General features: G+C 68.9%; 16 protein-coding genes. 4 read left to right on the forward strand and 12 right to left on the reverse strand.

Going from position 1 to position 16753, the window contains the following annotated elements; translation table 11 throughout:
• The 4 genes from WS64_RS08025 to WS64_RS08040 all read right to left on the reverse strand — a co-directional run bounded on the left by WS64_RS08025 (position 1) and on the right by WS64_RS08040 (position 4015).
• Positions 1–1005, reverse strand: a complete 1005-nt coding sequence (locus WS64_RS08025) for an alpha-ketoacid dehydrogenase subunit beta (protein ID WP_060966194.1) — start codon at positions 1003–1005, stop codon at positions 1–3.
• Between the two features lie 55 nt (positions 1006–1060).
• On the reverse strand, positions 1061–2044 hold the full coding sequence (locus WS64_RS08030) for a thiamine pyrophosphate-dependent dehydrogenase E1 component subunit alpha (RefSeq protein ID WP_059645684.1): 984 nt from the start codon (positions 2042–2044) through the stop codon (positions 1061–1063).
• A 77-nt stretch (positions 2045–2121) separates the two neighbouring features.
• A complete protein-coding gene (locus WS64_RS08035) occupies positions 2122–2898 on the reverse strand; it encodes an SDR family NAD(P)-dependent oxidoreductase (RefSeq protein ID WP_060966195.1) in 777 nt (258 codons plus the stop codon).
• 58 nt (positions 2899–2956) lie between these two features.
• Positions 2957–4015: an ATP-NAD kinase family protein gene (locus WS64_RS08040; protein WP_060966196.1), complete on the reverse strand. Its 1059-nt coding sequence runs from the start codon at positions 4013–4015 to the stop codon at positions 2957–2959.
• 525 nt (positions 4016–4540) lie between these two features.
• Here WS64_RS08040 and WS64_RS08050 point away from each other — a divergent pair.
• Positions 4541–6475, forward strand: coding sequence for a sigma-54-dependent Fis family transcriptional regulator (locus WS64_RS08050; protein ID WP_060966198.1), 1935 nt, complete (start codon positions 4541–4543; stop codon positions 6473–6475).
• Between the two features lie 9 nt (positions 6476–6484).
• Here the strand turns inward: WS64_RS08050 and WS64_RS08055 are convergent, their stop codons facing one another.
• Positions 6485–6919 carry a carboxymuconolactone decarboxylase family protein gene (locus WS64_RS08055; protein ID WP_060966199.1) on the reverse strand — a complete coding sequence of 145 codons (435 nt, stop codon included), beginning with the start codon at positions 6917–6919 and terminating at the stop codon, positions 6485–6487.
• Entirely contained in the window at positions 6903–7364 is a 462-nt protein-coding gene (locus WS64_RS08060) for a MerR family transcriptional regulator (protein ID WP_060966200.1), read from the reverse strand. The genes WS64_RS08055 and WS64_RS08060 overlap by 17 nt, the downstream gene beginning before the upstream one ends.
• A 286-nt stretch (positions 7365–7650) precedes the next feature.
• Between WS64_RS08060 and WS64_RS08065 the strand changes: the two genes are divergently transcribed.
• Both WS64_RS08065 and WS64_RS08070 read left to right on the forward strand, forming a co-directional pair.
• Positions 7651–8262, forward strand: coding sequence for a ComEA family DNA-binding protein (locus WS64_RS08065; protein WP_059645671.1), 612 nt, complete (start codon positions 7651–7653; stop codon positions 8260–8262).
• 88 nt (positions 8263–8350) lie between these two features.
• Positions 8351–8782, forward strand: coding sequence for a YidB family protein (locus WS64_RS08070; RefSeq protein WP_059585284.1), 432 nt, complete (start codon positions 8351–8353; stop codon positions 8780–8782).
• A 119-nt stretch (positions 8783–8901) separates the two neighbouring features.
• On the opposite strand, the gene clpB is transcribed toward WS64_RS08070, so the two are convergent.
• Both clpB and WS64_RS08080 read right to left on the reverse strand, forming a co-directional pair.
• Entirely contained in the window at positions 8902–11499 is a 2598-nt protein-coding gene (gene clpB, locus WS64_RS08075; protein ID WP_059585283.1) for an ATP-dependent chaperone ClpB, read from the reverse strand.
• Between the two features lie 158 nt (positions 11500–11657).
• Positions 11658–12176 (reverse strand): Rrf2 family transcriptional regulator, encoded by a 519-nt coding sequence (locus WS64_RS08080; RefSeq protein ID WP_060966201.1) that lies wholly within the window; start codon positions 12174–12176, stop codon positions 11658–11660.
• A gap of 252 nt (positions 12177–12428) precedes the next feature.
• Between WS64_RS08080 and WS64_RS08085 the strand changes: the two genes are divergently transcribed.
• A complete protein-coding gene (locus WS64_RS08085) occupies positions 12429–12989 on the forward strand; it encodes a group III truncated hemoglobin (RefSeq protein ID WP_059585281.1) in 561 nt (186 codons plus the stop codon).
• Between the two features lie 62 nt (positions 12990–13051).
• Here WS64_RS08085 and WS64_RS08090 read toward each other — a convergent pair whose 3' ends face one another.
• The 4 genes from WS64_RS08090 to thrC form a co-directional block, all read right to left on the reverse strand.
• Positions 13052–13528 carry a molybdenum cofactor biosynthesis protein MoaE gene (locus WS64_RS08090; protein WP_060316491.1) on the reverse strand — a complete coding sequence of 159 codons (477 nt, stop codon included), beginning with the start codon at positions 13526–13528 and terminating at the stop codon, positions 13052–13054.
• 9 nt (positions 13529–13537) lie between these two features.
• Positions 13538–13795, reverse strand: a complete 258-nt coding sequence (moaD, locus tag WS64_RS08095; RefSeq protein ID WP_060966202.1) for a molybdopterin converting factor subunit 1 — start codon at positions 13793–13795, stop codon at positions 13538–13540.
• 19 nt (positions 13796–13814) lie between these two features.
• The gene (locus tag WS64_RS08100; RefSeq protein ID WP_059585278.1) at positions 13815–15062 is read right to left on the reverse strand and encodes a molybdopterin molybdotransferase MoeA; all 1248 of its coding nucleotides are present in this window, start codon (positions 15060–15062) and stop codon (positions 13815–13817) included.
• 234 nt (positions 15063–15296) lie between these two features.
• Positions 15297–16748, reverse strand: coding sequence for a threonine synthase (thrC, locus tag WS64_RS08105; RefSeq protein WP_059645654.1), 1452 nt, complete (start codon positions 16746–16748; stop codon positions 15297–15299).
• Positions 16749–16753: the final 5 nt, after the last annotated feature.

The raw sequence follows: 16753 nt of genomic DNA on the forward strand, positions 1-16753 counted from the left end.
TCAGCTCCTCGTCTTCAGGATCGCCCGCGCAATCGCATCGGCGGACGGGATATACAGGTCTTCGAGCACGCCGGCGAACGGCGCGGGCGTATGCGGCGCGGTGACGAGCTCGATCGGCGCCTTGAGCGAGCGGAACGCGCGCTGCGCGACGAGCGCGGCGATGTCGGTCGCGATCGAGCAGCGCGGGTTCGCTTCGTCGACCACCACCACGCGCCCCGTGCGCGTCGCGCTTTCGAGAATCGTTTCCTCGTCGAGCGGCGACGTCGTGCGCAGGTCGATCACGTCGCACTGGATGCCGTCCTTCGCGAGCGTCGCGGCCGCGTCCATCGCCAGATGCACCATCCGGCCGTACGTGACGATCGTCGCGTCGTCGCCGTCGCGCAGCACGTTCGCCTCGCCGAACGGAATCGCATAGGATTCCTCCGGTACGTCGCCCTCACGCGTATAGAGCAGCTTGTGTTCGAGGAAGATCACGGGATCGTTGTCGCGGATCGCCTGGATCAGGAGCCCCTTCGCGTCGTACGGCGTCGACGGGCACACGACCTTCAGCCCCGGGATGTGCGTGAACAGCGACGTGAGCATCTGCGAGTGCTGCGCGGCCGCGCGCAGGCCGGCGCCGTACATCGCGCGGATCACGACCGGCGTCACGGCCTTGCCGCCGAACATGTAGCGGAATTTCGCCGCCTGGTTGAAGATCTGGTCGAAACACACGCCCATGAAATCGATGAACATCAGTTCCGCGACGGGCCGCATCCCGCACGCGGCAGCGCCGACCGCCGCGCCGATGTAGCCGCCCTCCGACAGCGGCGTATCGAGCACGCGGCCCGGAAACTTGTGGAACAGCCCCTTCGTCACGCCGAGCACGCCGCCCCATGCGTCGTCCTCGCCGGGCGCGCCCGCGCCGCCCGCGTTGTCCTCGCCCATCACGATCACGCTGTCGTCGCGCGCCATTTCCTGCGCGAGCGCCTCGTTGATCGCCTGCGAATAGGTAATCTTCCTTGCCATGTCTGTCTCCTGAAATGTTCGGTTCGCCGTGCCGGCTGCTCGGTCAGGCCCGGGTTCACGGATACGACACGTAGACGTCGGCGAGCAGGTCGGCGGCATCCGGCAGCGGCGCCGCCTTCGCCTGCGCGACCGCGTCGTCGATCAGCGCCTTCACCTGGGCGTCCACCGCGCGCAGGTCGGCCGTCGTCAGCGCTTCGGCGCGCACGACGCGCGTTTCGAAATGCTTCAGGCAGTCCTTCTCGTCGCGCAGCTTCTGCACTTCGCCCGGCGCGCGATAGGTTTGCGCATCGCCCTCGAAGTGGCCGAAATAGCGCGTGAACTTCACCTCGACGAGCGTCGGGCCGCCGCCGTTGCGCGCGCGGTCGACGGCTTCGCCGAGCGCCTCGTGCACCGCGAAGAAGTCGAAGCCGTCGACGATCACGCCCGGCATCCCGAACCCGTTCGCCCGATCGGCGATGTTGTCGGTCGCGACCGACCAGCTCGACGACGTCGCTTCCGCATAGCCGTTGTTTTCGGCGACGAAGATCGCGGGCAGCCGCCACACCGACGCGAGGTTCATCGATTCGAAGATCACGCCCTGGTTCGACGCGCCGTCGCCGAAGAAGCACACGCCGACGCCGCCGGTTTTCCTGTACTTGGCCGCGAGCGCCGCGCCGCACACGAGCGGTCCGCCCGCGCCGACGATCCCGTTCGCGCCGAGCATCCCCATCGACAGGTCGGCGATGTGCATCGAGCCGCCCTTGCCGTGGCAGACGCCTGTCTTCTTGCCGTAGATCTCGGCCATCATCCCGTGCACGTCGACGCCCTTCGCGATGCAATGGCCGTGGCCGCGGTGCGTGGTGGCCACGTAGTCGTCGAGGCCGAGGTGCAGCATCGTGCCGACGGCGGACGCCTCCTCGCCCGCGTACAGGTGAACGAAACCGGGTATCTCGCCGGTCGCGAATTCGACGTGCAGGCGTTCCTCGAATTCGCGGATCGTGCGCATCAGCCGATAGGCGTCCAGCAGCTTGTCCCTGCCGAGCTGTGTCGAAGCGGTCATGTGTGTCTCCTGGGTAGGTCTGACTGCGAATGCCGCCCCGGCCATGCCGTGGCGGCGGATTGCACGGCCTGCGGCCGTCAGTGAAACGTGAAGCCGCCGTCGACGTTCACGGCCTGGCCCGTCACGTTGTCCATCGTCGCGAAGAACAGCGCGAGCCGGCCCATGTCTTCCGGCGTCTGCGCGCGGCCCTGCGGAATCAGCGTCAACTGGTGCCGCTGCCACGACTCCTCGACCGATTCGCCGTCGGTCTTCCATTCGTCGGACAGCCGGTCCCACATGTAGGTACGGACGATGCCGGGGCAGATCGCGTTGACGGTCACGCCGTCGCGCGCGAGCTCCTTCGCCAGCGCGTTGGTGAAACCGACGACCGCGAATTTCGATGCGCTGTAGTGCGCGAGATTCGGGAAGCCTTCCTTGCCCGCGATCGACGCGACGTTGATGATCCGGCCGCGCCGCTGCGCCTTCAGATGCGCGAGCGCCGCGCGGCAGCCGAGGAACGTGCCCTTTGCGTTCACGTCCATCACGAAATCCCAGTCGCGCTCGGTCAGTTCGGCAACCGGACGGATGCTGATCACGCCCGCGCAGTTCACGAGGATGTCGAGCCCGCCGAGGTCGGCGAGCGCCTGCGCGACCATCGCGTCGACCTGCGCGGCCTGCGTGACGTCGACCTTCGCGATCGCCGCGCGGCGGCCGAGCGCGCGCACCTCGCCGGCGGTCGCGTCGAGCGCGTCGTCGAGCAGGTCGGCCAGCAGGATGTCGGCACCGGCGCCGGCGAGCGTCAGCGCGATGCCGCGGCCAATGCCGCGCGCGCCGCCCGTGACGATGGCGACCTGTCCTTCGAGAGGGGCTGTCATGGCGATGTCTCCTTGATGATCGTGATGGATGTCGAAACGTCTTCGTGAAGCCGGTGTATCAGTCGTGCCGCGCACCGGCATCGCGCAGCAGTTGCCGTGACGACGCGTAGCGCAGCGTGCGGCCGACGTCGACCGTCAACGGTCCGCGCCAGTCGAGTGCGATCTCGTAGCGATCGCCGCGCGCGACCTCGATTTCGCGCTCGCCGTCGAACGCGAGCGTGCCGTGCTCGAACGGAATCGCGTGCCACGCGCCCGGCTCGAGCCGCTCGCAACTGCGCATCACGACGCGGTCGACGCGCCCCGGCGCGATCGGCGCGACGAGCGGCGTGCCGGCCGTCTTGCCGGCATCCGCGAAGCGCATCGCGAGCCCGTGCGGCGCGCTGCGTTCGAGCGGCGCCCACGCGCCGCCGAGCGCGGACAGGCCGATGCCGTCCGGTTCCGCGAACGTCAGATAGAGCGTGTCGATGTCGTCCGAGCCGGAGATCGCGCGCGCGCCGACGAAGCGCTGCCGCGCGGCGCACACATCGACGAGCGCGATCTCCTCGCGCCCGGGCTGCGCGCCCGCGACGCAGCGCACGACGAGCCGCTTGTTGCGCACGAACGCGACCTCGGCCGGCACGGCGCCGGTCGCGACGAGCCCCGCGGCGACGCCGGCGACGGTCGCCTCGCGATGTTCGGGAAACGCGTTGTTGGTGCCGGTGGACAGCGCGACGAGCGGCGTCGCACCGCAATGCGCGGCCACCGCGCGATGGGTGCCGTCGCCGCCGAGCACGACGATCAGCGACACTTCCATCCGATGCAGATAGGCGGCGCCGGCCTGCGTGTCGGCGACGCTATCGGTGATCGGCAGGTCGACGAATTCGACCTGGGGCCAGCGCTCGTGCGGCGCGACCGCGCGATGCGTGTCGACCGCGCGCAGCAGCAGCGTCGCGATGCCCGTGCGGTCGCGCAGCGTCAGCACGCGCTCGACGCCCATCGCGCCGAGGCCGGCCAGCAGGCGCACGATCATGTTCGCCTTCTCCGCGGTCGGAAACACGGATGCATGCGTCGTGAGGCGGCGGATGTCGCGCCCCGATGCGGGGTTCGCGATCACGCCGACGGTAACGGGCGTCGTCACGGGTTTGTCTCCATCCAGTCGGCAGGGCCGGCGTATTGCGTGCGCCGCCCTCGCCTGTTTCGTCCGCTGCCTTCGACGGGCGGCGGATCGTCGTCGCCGACGCGATCGCCGGCTTGCCCGTCATCTCTGCAAGCGGCGTGCCATCGTGCACGCGATGCCCGCGAAACCCGCGTCCGCGCTGGCGCGGCGGGCATGCGCGGGTTCGCAATGCGCGGTCGTGACGGCGCGGCGCGCGTCGAATTCGCCGGCACGTCTCATGCCGTCGATACGGCGACGCGATCGTCGCGGCGCGCGCGCATGCGCGGCGTTCCGCCCGCAAACCCTGCGTTCGCGCGGCGCCGCGCGCGCGACGCCCGGCCTGACGACCGTCGCGCCGCGCGCGGGCGGCCGTCTCAATCGCGCGAGACGCATCGGATACCGGTGAGACGACCGTCTCACGCGCGCCGCGTGCTGCAATGCAGTGTGATCCGCCGGACCGGATGTGCTACAAGAACAGCGACATCCCCGCCGTACCCGGAGCCGACCATGCCCTACGCCGTCCCCCAGGCCCAGCACGCCGACCGCATACTCGGCGCGCTCGCCGGGCGCCTGCCCGCGCCGGCCGATTCCGCGCGCCTCGTGTCTTCGTGGCAGCGATCGCTGGAGCGCTATCGTCTCGACCCCGCTTCGTCGATCGGCCCGCGCGTGCTGACCGCGGCCGAGCTGCGCGAAGTGCGCGACAAGGAAGAGGCCTTCCTGCGCGCGTCGGGCCAGTGCCTGACGCGGCTGCATGACATGATCCGCGTCGCCGACTACTGCGTGATGCTGACCGACGCGCACGGCGTGACGATCGACTACCGGATCGACCGCGAGCGCCGCAACGACTTTCGTCATGCGGGGCTGCACATCGGCTCGTGCTGGTCGGAAAGCGAGGAAGGAACCTGCGGCGTCGCGAGCGTGCTGACCGATCTCGCGCCGATCACCGTGCACAAGACCGATCACTTTCGCGCGGCGTTCACGACGCTCACGTGCAGCGCGGCGCCGATCTTCTCGCCGGGCGGCGATCTGATCGGCGTGCTCGACGCGTCGGCCGTGCATTCGCCCGACGGCCGCGACAGCCAGCGCCTCGTCTACCAGCTCGTGCGGCAAAGCGCGGCGCTGATCGAGGACGGCTACTTCGTGCACAGCACCGCGCAGCACTGGATATTGTTCGGGCATCCGAACCGTCACTACGTCGAGGCGCAGCCCGAGTGGCTGATCGCGTTCGACGAATGCGGCAACATCGTCGCCGCGAACCGGCACGCGCGCGACGCGCTGCCGGCGCTGCGCGAGCCGCGCCATATCGACGAGATCTTCGATGCGACCGAGATGCCGCTGCGCGACGCGGCGCGGCTCGACGCGATCGTCGCGCTGCGGCTGCGCGCGACCGGCGCCCCGCTCTACGCGCGGCTGCGCGCGCCGCTACGCCGCGCCGGCCGCGAACCGGGCGCGGCCCGGGCCGCCACGGCATCGCGCCGCCCGGGCACCGCCGCGCCGCGTCACGTCGGCGCGCTGACGCCGTTCCTGCACAGCAGCGATGCGCGCATCGCGCAACAGGCCGAACTCGCGCTGCGCGTCGCGAGCAAGCGGCTGCCGATCCTCGTGCTCGGCGAAACCGGCGCGGGCAAGGAAGTGTTCGCCCGCGCGATCCACGACGCCGGCGCGCGGCGCGCGCGGCCGTTCGTCGCCGTGAACTGCGGCGCGCTGCCGGAAGCGCTGATCGAGAGCGAACTGTTCGGCTATGCGGCCGGCGCGTTCACCGGCGCACGCAAGCACGGCGCGCGCGGCAAGATCGCGCTCGCCGACGGCGGCACGCTGTTTCTCGATGAAATCGGCGACATGCCGCTCGCGCTGCAGACGCGCCTGCTGCGCGTGCTGGCCGACGGCGAGGTCGTGCCGCTCGGCAGCGATACGCCGGTGCGCGTCGATCTCGACGTGATCTGCGCGACGCACCGCGATCTTGCGCGGATGGTGGCCGACGGCACGTTCCGCGAGGATCTGTACTACCGGTTGAGCGGCGCGACGTTCGAGCTGCCGCCGCTGCGCGAGCGCGCGGACGTGCGCGACGTGATCGCCGCCGTGTTCGCCGAGGAAGCGCAGGCGACCGGCCACGTGCTGACGCTCGATGCGACGCTCGCCGAACAGCTCGCGGCCTACCCGTGGCCGGGCAACGTGCGGCAACTGCGCAACGTGCTGCGCTATGCGTGCGCGGTGTGCGACGCCGCGCGCGTGACGCGGCACGACCTGCCGGCCGAACTCGCCGCGCAGCTCGGCGGCACCCCGGCGGGCGTGCTGCCCGACGACGAACGCGGGCGCATCGTCGCCGCGCTCACCGCGCATCGCTGGCGGCCCGACGCGGCCGCCCGCGCGCTCGGCATGTCGCGCGCGACGCTGTACCGGCGCATCGCGAAGCACCGGATCGTCGCGCCGCACCGCGCGTGACGCGCGCCGTCATGCGGGATGCCTGGCCGCTTCGTTCGCGTGGTCTGCCCCGCCGGCCGCTTCGTCGCGCCGCTTGAACACCTCGTGCGCGGCGAACAGCGCGTTGAGCGCGGCCGGCATCCCCGCATACACGGCCATCTGCATGAACACCTCGACGATCTCGTCGCGCGTGCAGCCGACGTTCAGCGCGGCCTCGATATGCACCTTCAGTTGCGGCTGCGCGTTGCCGAGCGCGGCCAGCGCGGCGATCGTCGCGATTTCGCGCGCCTTCAGGTCGAGCTGCGGCCGGCTGTAGATGTCGCCGAAGCTGAATTCGACCAGGAGCCGCGCGAAATCCGGCGCGATCGGCGCAAGTGCCGCGATCACGCGTTCGCCCGCTTCGCCGTCGATTTCCTTGAGCTTGTTCCAGCCGCGCGTGTAGCGATCCTCAACGAGTCGTTCCATCTTGTCCGTCCTGTTCCGATAAAGAGTGAGAAAGATTCGCCCGTCGTTCCGTTTCCCGTTCCTGCGCCTCGTAGTACGCGATCTTGGCGCCGATCGCATCGAGGCTCGCCTGCAGCTCCGCGATATGCGCGTGCACCGCGTCGCGATGCGCGACCAGCAAGTCGCGCCGCGCGCGGAACGTCGACTCGCCCTGCTCGCGCAGCACCGCGAACGCCTGCATCTGCGCGATCGGCATGCCGGTCGCCTTCAGGCGCATCACGAAGGCCAGCCAGTCAAGGTCGGCCGGCGCATAGAGCCGGTGCCCGGCCGCCGTGCGCGAAATCGCGCGCAGCAGGCCGGCCTGCTCGTAATACCGCAACGTGTGCGTCGACACGCCCGTCAGTTCGGCGACTTGCCCGATCGTCAGCGGACCGGCGGCGGAGGGTTGGGATACGGTTTTCGACATGGCAGGAACAAGGTTAGGAGTTAGAGTTCACTCTAAGTCAAGCATTGTCTGACTGCCAGTGCGGCGTTCGCCCGCGATCCCCCTGCGACACCGTAAAGAATGGTCAAAATCGCCCGCCGCGACCGCTTTCGGCCTTTACAGCACCGCAAGCCTTCAGCAAGATGCGATCAGCCTGTCTCAAAAAGGGCACGCATTTGTCCTATGCTTAACGGCGACGCCCGGCCAGCTCGTGGGCCGCCGTCCGTTGCAACAACCATTCATCCGTCAGAACCAGGGAGCCCTTGCCATGCTGAAAAAGCTGCTGATGCTGTTCGTCGCGCTGTCGCTGTCGCTCGCCGCCGGCCTTGCCGCGGCCGTCGATGTCAACACGGCCGACCAGGCCGCGCTCGAATCCGTGAAGGGTCTCGGGCCCGTGAAGTCGAAGGCGATCATCGACGAACGCACCAAGAACGGCCCGTTCAAGGACGCCGACGATCTCGCGAACCGCGTGAAGGGTCTCGGCACGAAGTCGGTCGGGCATCTCGAGGAAAACGGCCTGACGATCGGCGGCTCGTCGACGCCGCCGAAGGGCGTGAAGCCGTCGAAGCCGGCCGCGACGACGTCGGCGCCCCCATCGACCACGACGTCGGCAGGCACCGCATCGACGTCCACGACCGCGACGGCCGGCACGACGACCACGGCCCCCGCGCCGGCGGCGAGCGCACCGGAAGCAGCCGCCAAGCCGGCCAAGACCAAGCGCGCATCGAAGAAGGAAAAGGCGGCAGCGGCGGCAGCGGCATCCGCGGACGCGGGTGCGAGCGCACCGGCGGCCGCGTCGTCCACGAAGGCCGCGAAGGGTTCGAAGAAGAAGAGCAAGAAGGACAAGGCAGCCTCCGCCGCCGCGGCGTCGGGCGCCTGATGTGCGCCGCGCGCGCGACGGCGTGCGCGCGGCATTCGTTCAACGGGCGCCGTCGTCACGGCGCCCTTTTCAGTGAAGGTGAAGAACCATGGGTCTCCTCGACATCGTCGGCGGTCTGATCGGCGGCCAGGCCGGCGGCAACTCGCAAAGCGCGCTGATCACGACCGCGCTCGAATTCATCAACAACCAGCCGGGCGGCCTGAACGGGCTGATCGAGAAGTTCAAGGCCGGCGGCGCCGGCGAGATCATCGGTTCGTGGGTCGGCACCGGCGAAAACCAGCCGATCTCGCCGGATACGCTGCAGAACGTGCTCGGCTCGGACGTCGTCGGCTCGCTCGCGAGCAAGGTCGGCATCGATCCCGCGCAGGCCTCGTCGATCCTCGCGCAGGTGCTGCCGCACGTCGTCAACGGCGCGACGCCGAACGGCGAAGTGCCGGCCAGCGGCCAGGTCGACACGTCGAACGTGCTCGGCACGCTCACGCAGCTCGCCGGCATGTTCGGCGGCAACAAGCAGGGCTGAGAGCCCGCGCCGCGACCGGGCGGCCCGTTCGGCCGCTCCATAAGCAAACACCCCGCCGAGGCGGGGTGTTCGTTTTTGCGCGCCCGGCGTGAGCCGGGCACGCGGCCGATGGCGGACGATCAGTGAACGACGCGGTCGAACACGAACTGGCCGTCGTTCACGTCGACCGGGATCACGTCCTTCGGACCGAAGCGGCCCGCGAGGATCAGCTTCGCGACCGGGTTCTCGATCTCCTGCTGGATCGCGCGCTTCAGCGGCCGCGCACCGAACACCGGATCGTAGCCGACCTTCGCGATCTGTTCGAGCGCCGCCGGCGACACGTCGAGCGCCATGTCGAGCTTCGCGAGCCGGTCATGCAGGCGCGCCAGCTGGATCTTCGCGATCGACTCGATGTTGCTGCGGTCGAGCGCGTGGAACACGACGACGTCGTCGATCCGGTTCAGGAACTCGGGGCGGAAATGCTGCTTCACCTCGAGCCACACGGCGTCCTTGATCTCGTCCTGCGGCGAGCCCGTCATCGCCTGGATCACCTGCGAGCCGAGGTTCGACGTCATCACGATGACCGTGTTCTTGAAGTCGACCGTACGCCCCTGCCCGTCCGTCATGCGGCCGTCGTCGAGCACCTGCAGCAGCACGTTGAACACGTCCGGATGCGCCTTCTCGATCTCGTCGAGCAGGATCACGCTGTACGGCTTGCGGCGCACGGCCTCCGTCAGGTAGCCGCCTTCCTCGTAGCCGACGTAGCCCGGCGGCGCGCCGATCAGCCGCGCGACGCTGTGCTTCTCCATGAACTCGCTCATGTCGATGCGGATCAGGTGCTCTTCCGAATCGAACAGGAACGACGCCAGCGCCTTGCACAGCTCGGTCTTGCCGACACCGGTCGGGCCGAGGAACAGGAACGAGCCGTACGGACGGTTCGGATCGGCGAGCCCCGCGCGCGACCGACGGATCGCATCGGCCACCGCGCTGATCGCCTCGTCCTGGCCGACCACGCGCTCGTGCAGCTTTTCCTCGATGTGCAGCAGCTTCTCGCGTTCGCCCTGCATCATCCGCGACACGGGGATGCCCGTCGCACGCGACACCACTTCCGCGATTTCCTCCGCACCGACCTGCGTGCGCAGCAGTCGCGGACGCGTCGGGTTGTGCTGCTCCTGCTCTTCGGCCTGCGTGACCTGCTTCAGTTGCGCCTCGAGCTGCGGCAGCTTGCCGTACTGCAGCTCGGCGACCTTCTCCAGCTTGCCTTCACGCTGCAGCCGCGCGATGTCCGCCCGCACCTTCTCGATCTCTTCCTTGAGCTGCGCGCTGCCCTGCACCGCGGCCTTCTCGGCGGTCCAGATCTCTTCCAGGTCCGCATATTCGCGGCCGAGGCGATCGATCTCTTCCTCGATCAGTTGCAGGCGCTTCTGCGACGCTTCGTCCTGCTCCTTCTTCACCGCTTCGCGCTCGATCTTCAGCTGGATCAGACGACGGTCGAGCTTGTCCATCTCTTCCGGCTTCGAATCGATTTCCATCTTGATCTTCGAGGCGGCTTCGTCGATCAGGTCGATCGCCTTGTCGGGCAGGAAGCGGTCGGTGATGTAGCGATGCGACAGCTCGGCCGCGGCGACGATCGCCGGGTCGGTGATGTCGACGCCGTGGTGCAGCTCGTACTTCTCCTGCAGCCCGCGCAGGATCGCGATCGTCGCCTCGACGCTCGGCTCGTCGACGAGCACCTTCTGGAAGCGGCGTTCGAGCGCGGCGTCCTTCTCGATGTACTTGCGGTATTCGTCGAGCGTGGTCGCGCCGATGCAGTGCAGCTCGCCGCGCGACAGCGCTGGCTTGAGCATGTTGCCCGCGTCCAGCGCGCCTTCGGCCTTGCCCGCGCCGACCATCGTGTGAATTTCGTCGATGAAGACGATCGTCTGGCCTTCGTCCTTCGCGATGTCGTTGAGCACGGCCTTCAGGCGCTCCTCGAACTCGCCGCGATACTTCGCGCCGGCGAGCAGCGCGGCCATGTCGAGCGACAGCACGCGCTTGCCCTTCAGCGTCTCGGGCACCTCGCCGTTGACGATCCGCTGCGCGAGCCCTTCGACGATCGCGGTCTTGCCGACGCCCGGCTCGCCGATCAGCACCGGGTTGTTCTTCGTGCGGCGCTGCAGGATCTGGATCGAGCGGCGAATTTCGTCGTCGCGGCCGATCACCGGGTCGAGCTTGCCCGCGCGGGCGCGCTCGGTCAGGTCGACCGTGTATTTCTTCAGCGCCTCGCGCTGGCTTTCGGCGTCCTGGCTGTGCACCTGCGAGCCGCCGCGCACCGCGGCGATCGCGGCTTCGAGCGCCTTGCGCGTGAGACCGTGCTGGCGCGCGAGCTTGCCGGCGTCGCCCTTGTCGTCGGACACGGCGAGCAGGAACATCTCGCTCGCGATGAACGTGTCGTTGAGCTTCTGCGCTTCCTTGTCGGCCTGATTCAGCAAGCCGGCCAACTCACGGCCGATCTGGATGTCGCCGCCCGTGCCCGTTACTTGCGGCAGGCGCGAAATGGCTTCGTTCAGCGCGCCCTGGAGCGCCTGCACGTGCACGCCCGCGCGCGACATCAGCGAGCGGGCCGAGCCATCGTGCTGCGCGACCAGCGCCGCGAGCACGTGAACGGGTTCGATGTATTGATTGTCGCGGCCTGCCGCGAGGCTTTGCGCGTCCGCGAGTGCTTCCTGGAACTTGGTGGTGAGCTTGTCGATTCTCATTTGGTTGAGACCTCCAATTTTCGATTAACACCAAGATGAGGATGGTTATGCGGCTTTCAAGCGAAATTCGGGTTGATTCAGCGCAAAAATTGCCGGATAACCTGAAAACGGTCCGGCGGCGTGATGGCGCGAGCGGGCAGCGCGCGGCGCCCCGCGCATCAGGGGGCCCTGGAGGACGTCTGTTCAACTGCCGGCGCTTCGTCCGGCGACGGCGCGGCACGCACGAGCGCGACCGGACGAATGCCGAGCAACGCCGCGAGCGGCGATGCGGGCACGGCCAGCTCGCCGAGCGTGTGACGATCGAGCTCCGCGAAGAACGCATCGCGCGCGGCCGCCAGCACGCTTTTCAGCCGGCACTGCGGCTCGATCACGCAGCCGCGCGGCTCGCTGCCGTCGGGCGAAAAGCAGCCGACCAGCGCGAAGTCGTTTTCGGTCGCCCGCACGACCTGGCCGACCGTCAGCCGCAGCGAATCGGCGAACAGCCGCAGCCCGCCGTTGCGGCCGCGCACGGTGTCGACCCAGCCCAGTTCGCCGAGCCGCTGGACGACTTTCATCAGATGGTTCTTCGAGATGCCGTAGGCGTCCGAGATCTCCTGGATCGTCGCGAGCCCCTCGCCGCGCACGGCCAGATACAGCATCACGCGCAGCGAATAGTCGGTGTAGTCGGTGAGTCTCATGAGCGAATACAGAAAAGGTCGATCGTGCCCCGCTCGGATGAACCGGGCCGATCGCGAGGCGTGCAGGGCCGATAGACGGCGCCGTGGCGCGGCCCCGGGTTGCCGGGATCGCGTGCGCGCAATAAGATGCGGGATATCTACACGTTTTCCAGGGGTTATTGGACGCTATTTTGCGTCAAAATCCGACCGGCGTCCTGCCCGTCGCCGGCGCCGTCGCGCCGTCACCGCCCCGCTCTACCGGCCCTTTTCGTCATGACTGCCCAACCCGTCTCGCCCGATACCGTACCGGCCCGCCCCCGCGACGCCGAGCCGACCGAAGACAACATCCGCGATCTCGTCTACGCGTTCTACGACCGCGTACGCGCCGATCCGCTGCTGGGGCCCGTATTCGACGCGAAGCTGGCCGGCCGCTGGGACGACCATCTGCCGAAGATGGTGACGTTCTGGTCGAGCCTCGTGCTCGGCACCAAGGGCTATCGCGGCAACGTGCAGCAGGCGCACCAGCCGCTCGACGGGATCGAGCCGGCCCATTTCAGCCGCTGGCTGTCGCTGTTCCTGAACACCGTCGAAGCGCGCTACGCGCCGCCCGCGGCGGTTCGTTTCATGGAGCCCGCGCTGCGGATCGCGCAGAGCCTGCAGTTGAGCCGGTTCGGCTGGGACTACCGGATTCCGCCCGAGCAGCAGGCGCTGCTCGACGCGATCGCGCCGCGCCGCCGCGACGCGGGCGACGATTCGCACGCGTTGCCGTCGCGCGCCCGCGGCGAGCCTTTTCCGACGAAGATCATCGGGCGCGGCGTCGACCCGGACGCGTAACGCCCTTTACACGCGACGACGGCACGCACGCGGCACTTCGCTGCATCGCCCGCGTGCCGCGCTCAGCGCGGCGCGTTGCCCGACTCGACGCCCCAGCGCGCGAGCGCGGCGTCGTCGGTGCTGCGCGCATCGACCCAGCGCTCGCCGTCAGGCGTCGTTTCCTTCTTCCAGAACGGCGCTTCGGTCTTCAGATAATCCATCACGAACTCACACGACGCGAACGCGTCGCCGCGGTGCGACGCGACCGTCGCGACCATCACGATCTGGTCGAGCGGTAGCAGCCTGCCGACGCGGTGCACGATCGCGACGTCGACACCCGGCCAGCGCCGGCCGGCCTCGGCCGCGATCTTTTCGAGCGCCTTCTCGGTCATTCCGGGATAGTGCTCGAGCTCCATCGCGGCGACCGTATCGCCTTCGTTCAGGTCGCGCACCGTGCCGACGAAGCACGCGAGCGCGCCGATCTTCGGGTTGCGCGCCCGCAATGCCGCCACTTCGGCATTCAGATCGAAATCGTCGGTCTGGACTCGTACCGTTGCCATCGCCCCCCCTCAACCGCCCGTGACGGGCGGGAAGAACGCGACCTCGCAGCCTTCGGTGAGCCGCGTGTCGGGGTCGGTCATCTCGTGGTTGCACGCCATGCGCAACGCGCGCCCTTCGGCGAGCGTGTCGGCCCACGCGCCGCCGCGCACACGCAGCCACGCGCGCACGTCGCCGACGGTCGTCACGCCGTCCGGCACGTCGGCTTCTTCATCGGCCACGCCCAGCGCTTCGCGCACGCTTGCAAAAAATTTCAGTTGAATCTTCATGGTTCGGGGAGCCGTCGCGTCACGACAGCAGTTCGGAAAACGGAATGAAACGCACGGTCTCGCCTGCGCTGATCGCGTGCTGCGGCGGATTGTCGATCAGGCCGTCGCCCCAGACCGTCGACGTGAGCACGGCCGAGCTCTGGTTCGGGAACAGGTCGAGGCCGCCGGCCGCATTGACGCGCGCGCGCAGGAATTCGTTGCGCCGGTCGCCCTTGCTCTGCGAAAAATCGGCACGCAGCGACAACGCGCGCGGCGCGACGTCGCGCACGCCGGACAGGCGCAGCAGGAACGGCCGCACGAACAGCAGGAACGTGACGAAGCTCGAGACCGGGTTGCCGGGCAGCCCGATGAAATGCGCGTCGGCGCGCTCGTCGCCGCGGCGCACCGCGCCGTACGCGAGCGGCTTGCCGGGCTTCATCGCGATCTGCCACAGCGCGAGCCGGCCTTCGGCCTCCACGGCCGGCTTCACGTGATCCTCGTCGCCGACCGACACGCCGCCGCTCGTCAGGATCACGTCGTGATCGCGGGCGGCCTCGCGCAGCGTGTCGCGCGTCGCGGCCAGCGAGTCGGGCACGATTCCGTAGTCGGTCACGTGGCAGCCGAGCCGCTCGAGCAGCCCGCGCAACGTGAAGCGGTTCGAGTTGTAGATCGCGCCGGGCTTCAGCGGCTCGCCGGGCATCGTCAGTTCGTCACCGGTGAAGAACACCGCGACGCGAATCCGCCGCGCGACCGCCAGTTGCGCGCAGCCGACCGACGCGGCGAGACCCAGCGCCTGCGGCGTGAGCCGCGTGCCGGCCGGCAGGATCACCGAACCCTGACGGATGTCCGCGCCCTGCGCGGTGATCCATTCGCCGGCCTTCGGCGTGTGCAGGATCTCGACCGCGTCGCCGTCGGCCGATGCCTGCTCCTGCATCACGACGGCATCGGCGCCCGGCGGCACCGTCGCGCCGGTGAAAATCCGCGCGGCCGTGCCGGCCGCGAGCGGCGCGGCCGGATGCCCGGCCGGAATGCGCTGCGACACCGGCAGGCGCCGGTCGCCGTGCAGCAGGTCGGCGACACGCACCGCATAGCCGTCCATCGCGCTCGTGTGCATCGGCGGCACGTCGAGCGGCGAGCTGACGTCGGCCGCCAGCACGCGGCCGAGCGCGTCGAGCGTGGCGACGGTTTCGGCGCCGGGCAGCGGCTTCGCGGCGTCGAGCAGCGCGGCGAGCGCCTCGGCGGTCGACAGCATCGGCGCGCGCGGCGCCGCGGGATTCGGGTTCGACATCGATGGAATCGGGGATCGTTGGAATCAATACGTCATTGTAGCGACGACGCCACGCGGGCGCGCGATATGGCGGGCATGCGAAAACTGTGATCGGCGCGAACGCGCGGGTCTGGCACCTGTTTCGCGCGGCGTACGAGGCCCGCGCGCCAAACGAAACGGCCGGAACCCCGATCCGTTCGACGAATCGGCATTCCGGCCGTCCCGCGCGACCGGGCCCGCGGGCCCGGCCGTGCGTCATGCGCCCGTATGGGCGGCGATGAAGTCCTTCACCTGCTGCGCGTCGGCCTTCACGACCTCGAAGCGCTGCGGCAGCGCCTCGAGCCCGTCGAAAGCGGCCGGACGCTCGGCTTCGCGATCGAGCGCCTCGCGGATCGTCTCGCCGAACTTGATCGGCTGTGCCGTCTCGAGCACGACCATCGGCACGCCGGCCTCCAGATGCTCGCGCGCGACCTTCACGCCGTCGGCCGTATGCGTATCGATCATCGTGTCGTAGCGCGAGAACACGTCGCGGATCGTCGCGATGCGGTCGGCGTGGCTGCTGCGGCCGGACACGAAGCCGAATTCGGCCACACGCGCGAAATCGCCGCTCGCCGCGAGATCGAAGCCGCCCTTCTCCTCGACGTCGCGGAACAGTTGCATCACGCGCGCCGGATCGCGGCCGAGCAGGTCGAACACGAAGCGCTCGAAGTTCGACGCCTTCGAGATGTCCATGCTCGGGCTGCTCGTGTGATAGGTGTTCTCGGCGCTGCGCACGCGGTACGCGCCGGTGCGGAAGAACTCGTCGAGCACGTCGTTCTCGTTGGTCGCGACCACCAGCTTCGCGATCGGCAGCCCCATCATCCGCGCGATGTGGCCCGCGCAGACGTTGCCGAAGTTGCCCGACGGCACCGTGAACGACACGCGCTCGTCGTTGGACTGCGTCGCCGCGAAATAGCCCTTGAAGTAGTACACGACCTGCGCGACGACGCGTGCCCAGTTGATCGAGTTGACGGTGCCGATCTTGTGCCGCGCCTTGAACGCGTGATCGTTCGACACGGCCTTCACGATGTCCTGGCAGTCGTCGAACACGCCTTCGACCGCGAGGTTGAAGATGTTCGGATCCTGCAGGCTGAACATCTGCGCCGTCTGGAACGCGCTCATCTTCTTGTGCGGCGACAGCATGAACACGCGCACGCCGGCCTTGCCGCGCATCGCATACTCGGCCGCGCTGCCGGTGTCGCCCGACGTCGCGCCGAGGATGTTCAGCGTTTCGCCGTGCTTCGCGAGCGTGTACTCGAACAGGTTGCCGAGCAGTTGCATCGCCATGTCCTTGAACGCGAGCGTCGGGCCGTTCGACAGTTCGAGCAGCGACAGCGCCGCGCCGTTCTCGGTGCCGAGCGCCTTCAGCGGCGTGATGTCGGACGCGTTCTCGCCATGGCGCGTGTTGCTGTACACGGCGGCCGTATAGGTGCGGCGCGTGATCGCGCGCAGGTCGTCGGCCGGCACGTCGTCGCAGAACTTCGACAGGATCTCGAACGCGAGATCCGCGTACGACAGCGTGCGCCAGCGCGCGAGCTCGTCGGCGGACACCTTCGGATACTCGGCCGGCAGGTAGAGCCCGCCGTCCTTCGCGAGCCCGCCGAGCAGGATGTCGGAGAACGTATGGCGCTCGCCGATGCCGGCGCCGCGCGTGGAGATGTAGTTCATGTCGT

The organism is Burkholderia anthina (assembly GCF_001547525.1).
Lineage (GTDB): Bacteria > Pseudomonadota > Gammaproteobacteria > Burkholderiales > Burkholderiaceae > Burkholderia > Burkholderia semiarida.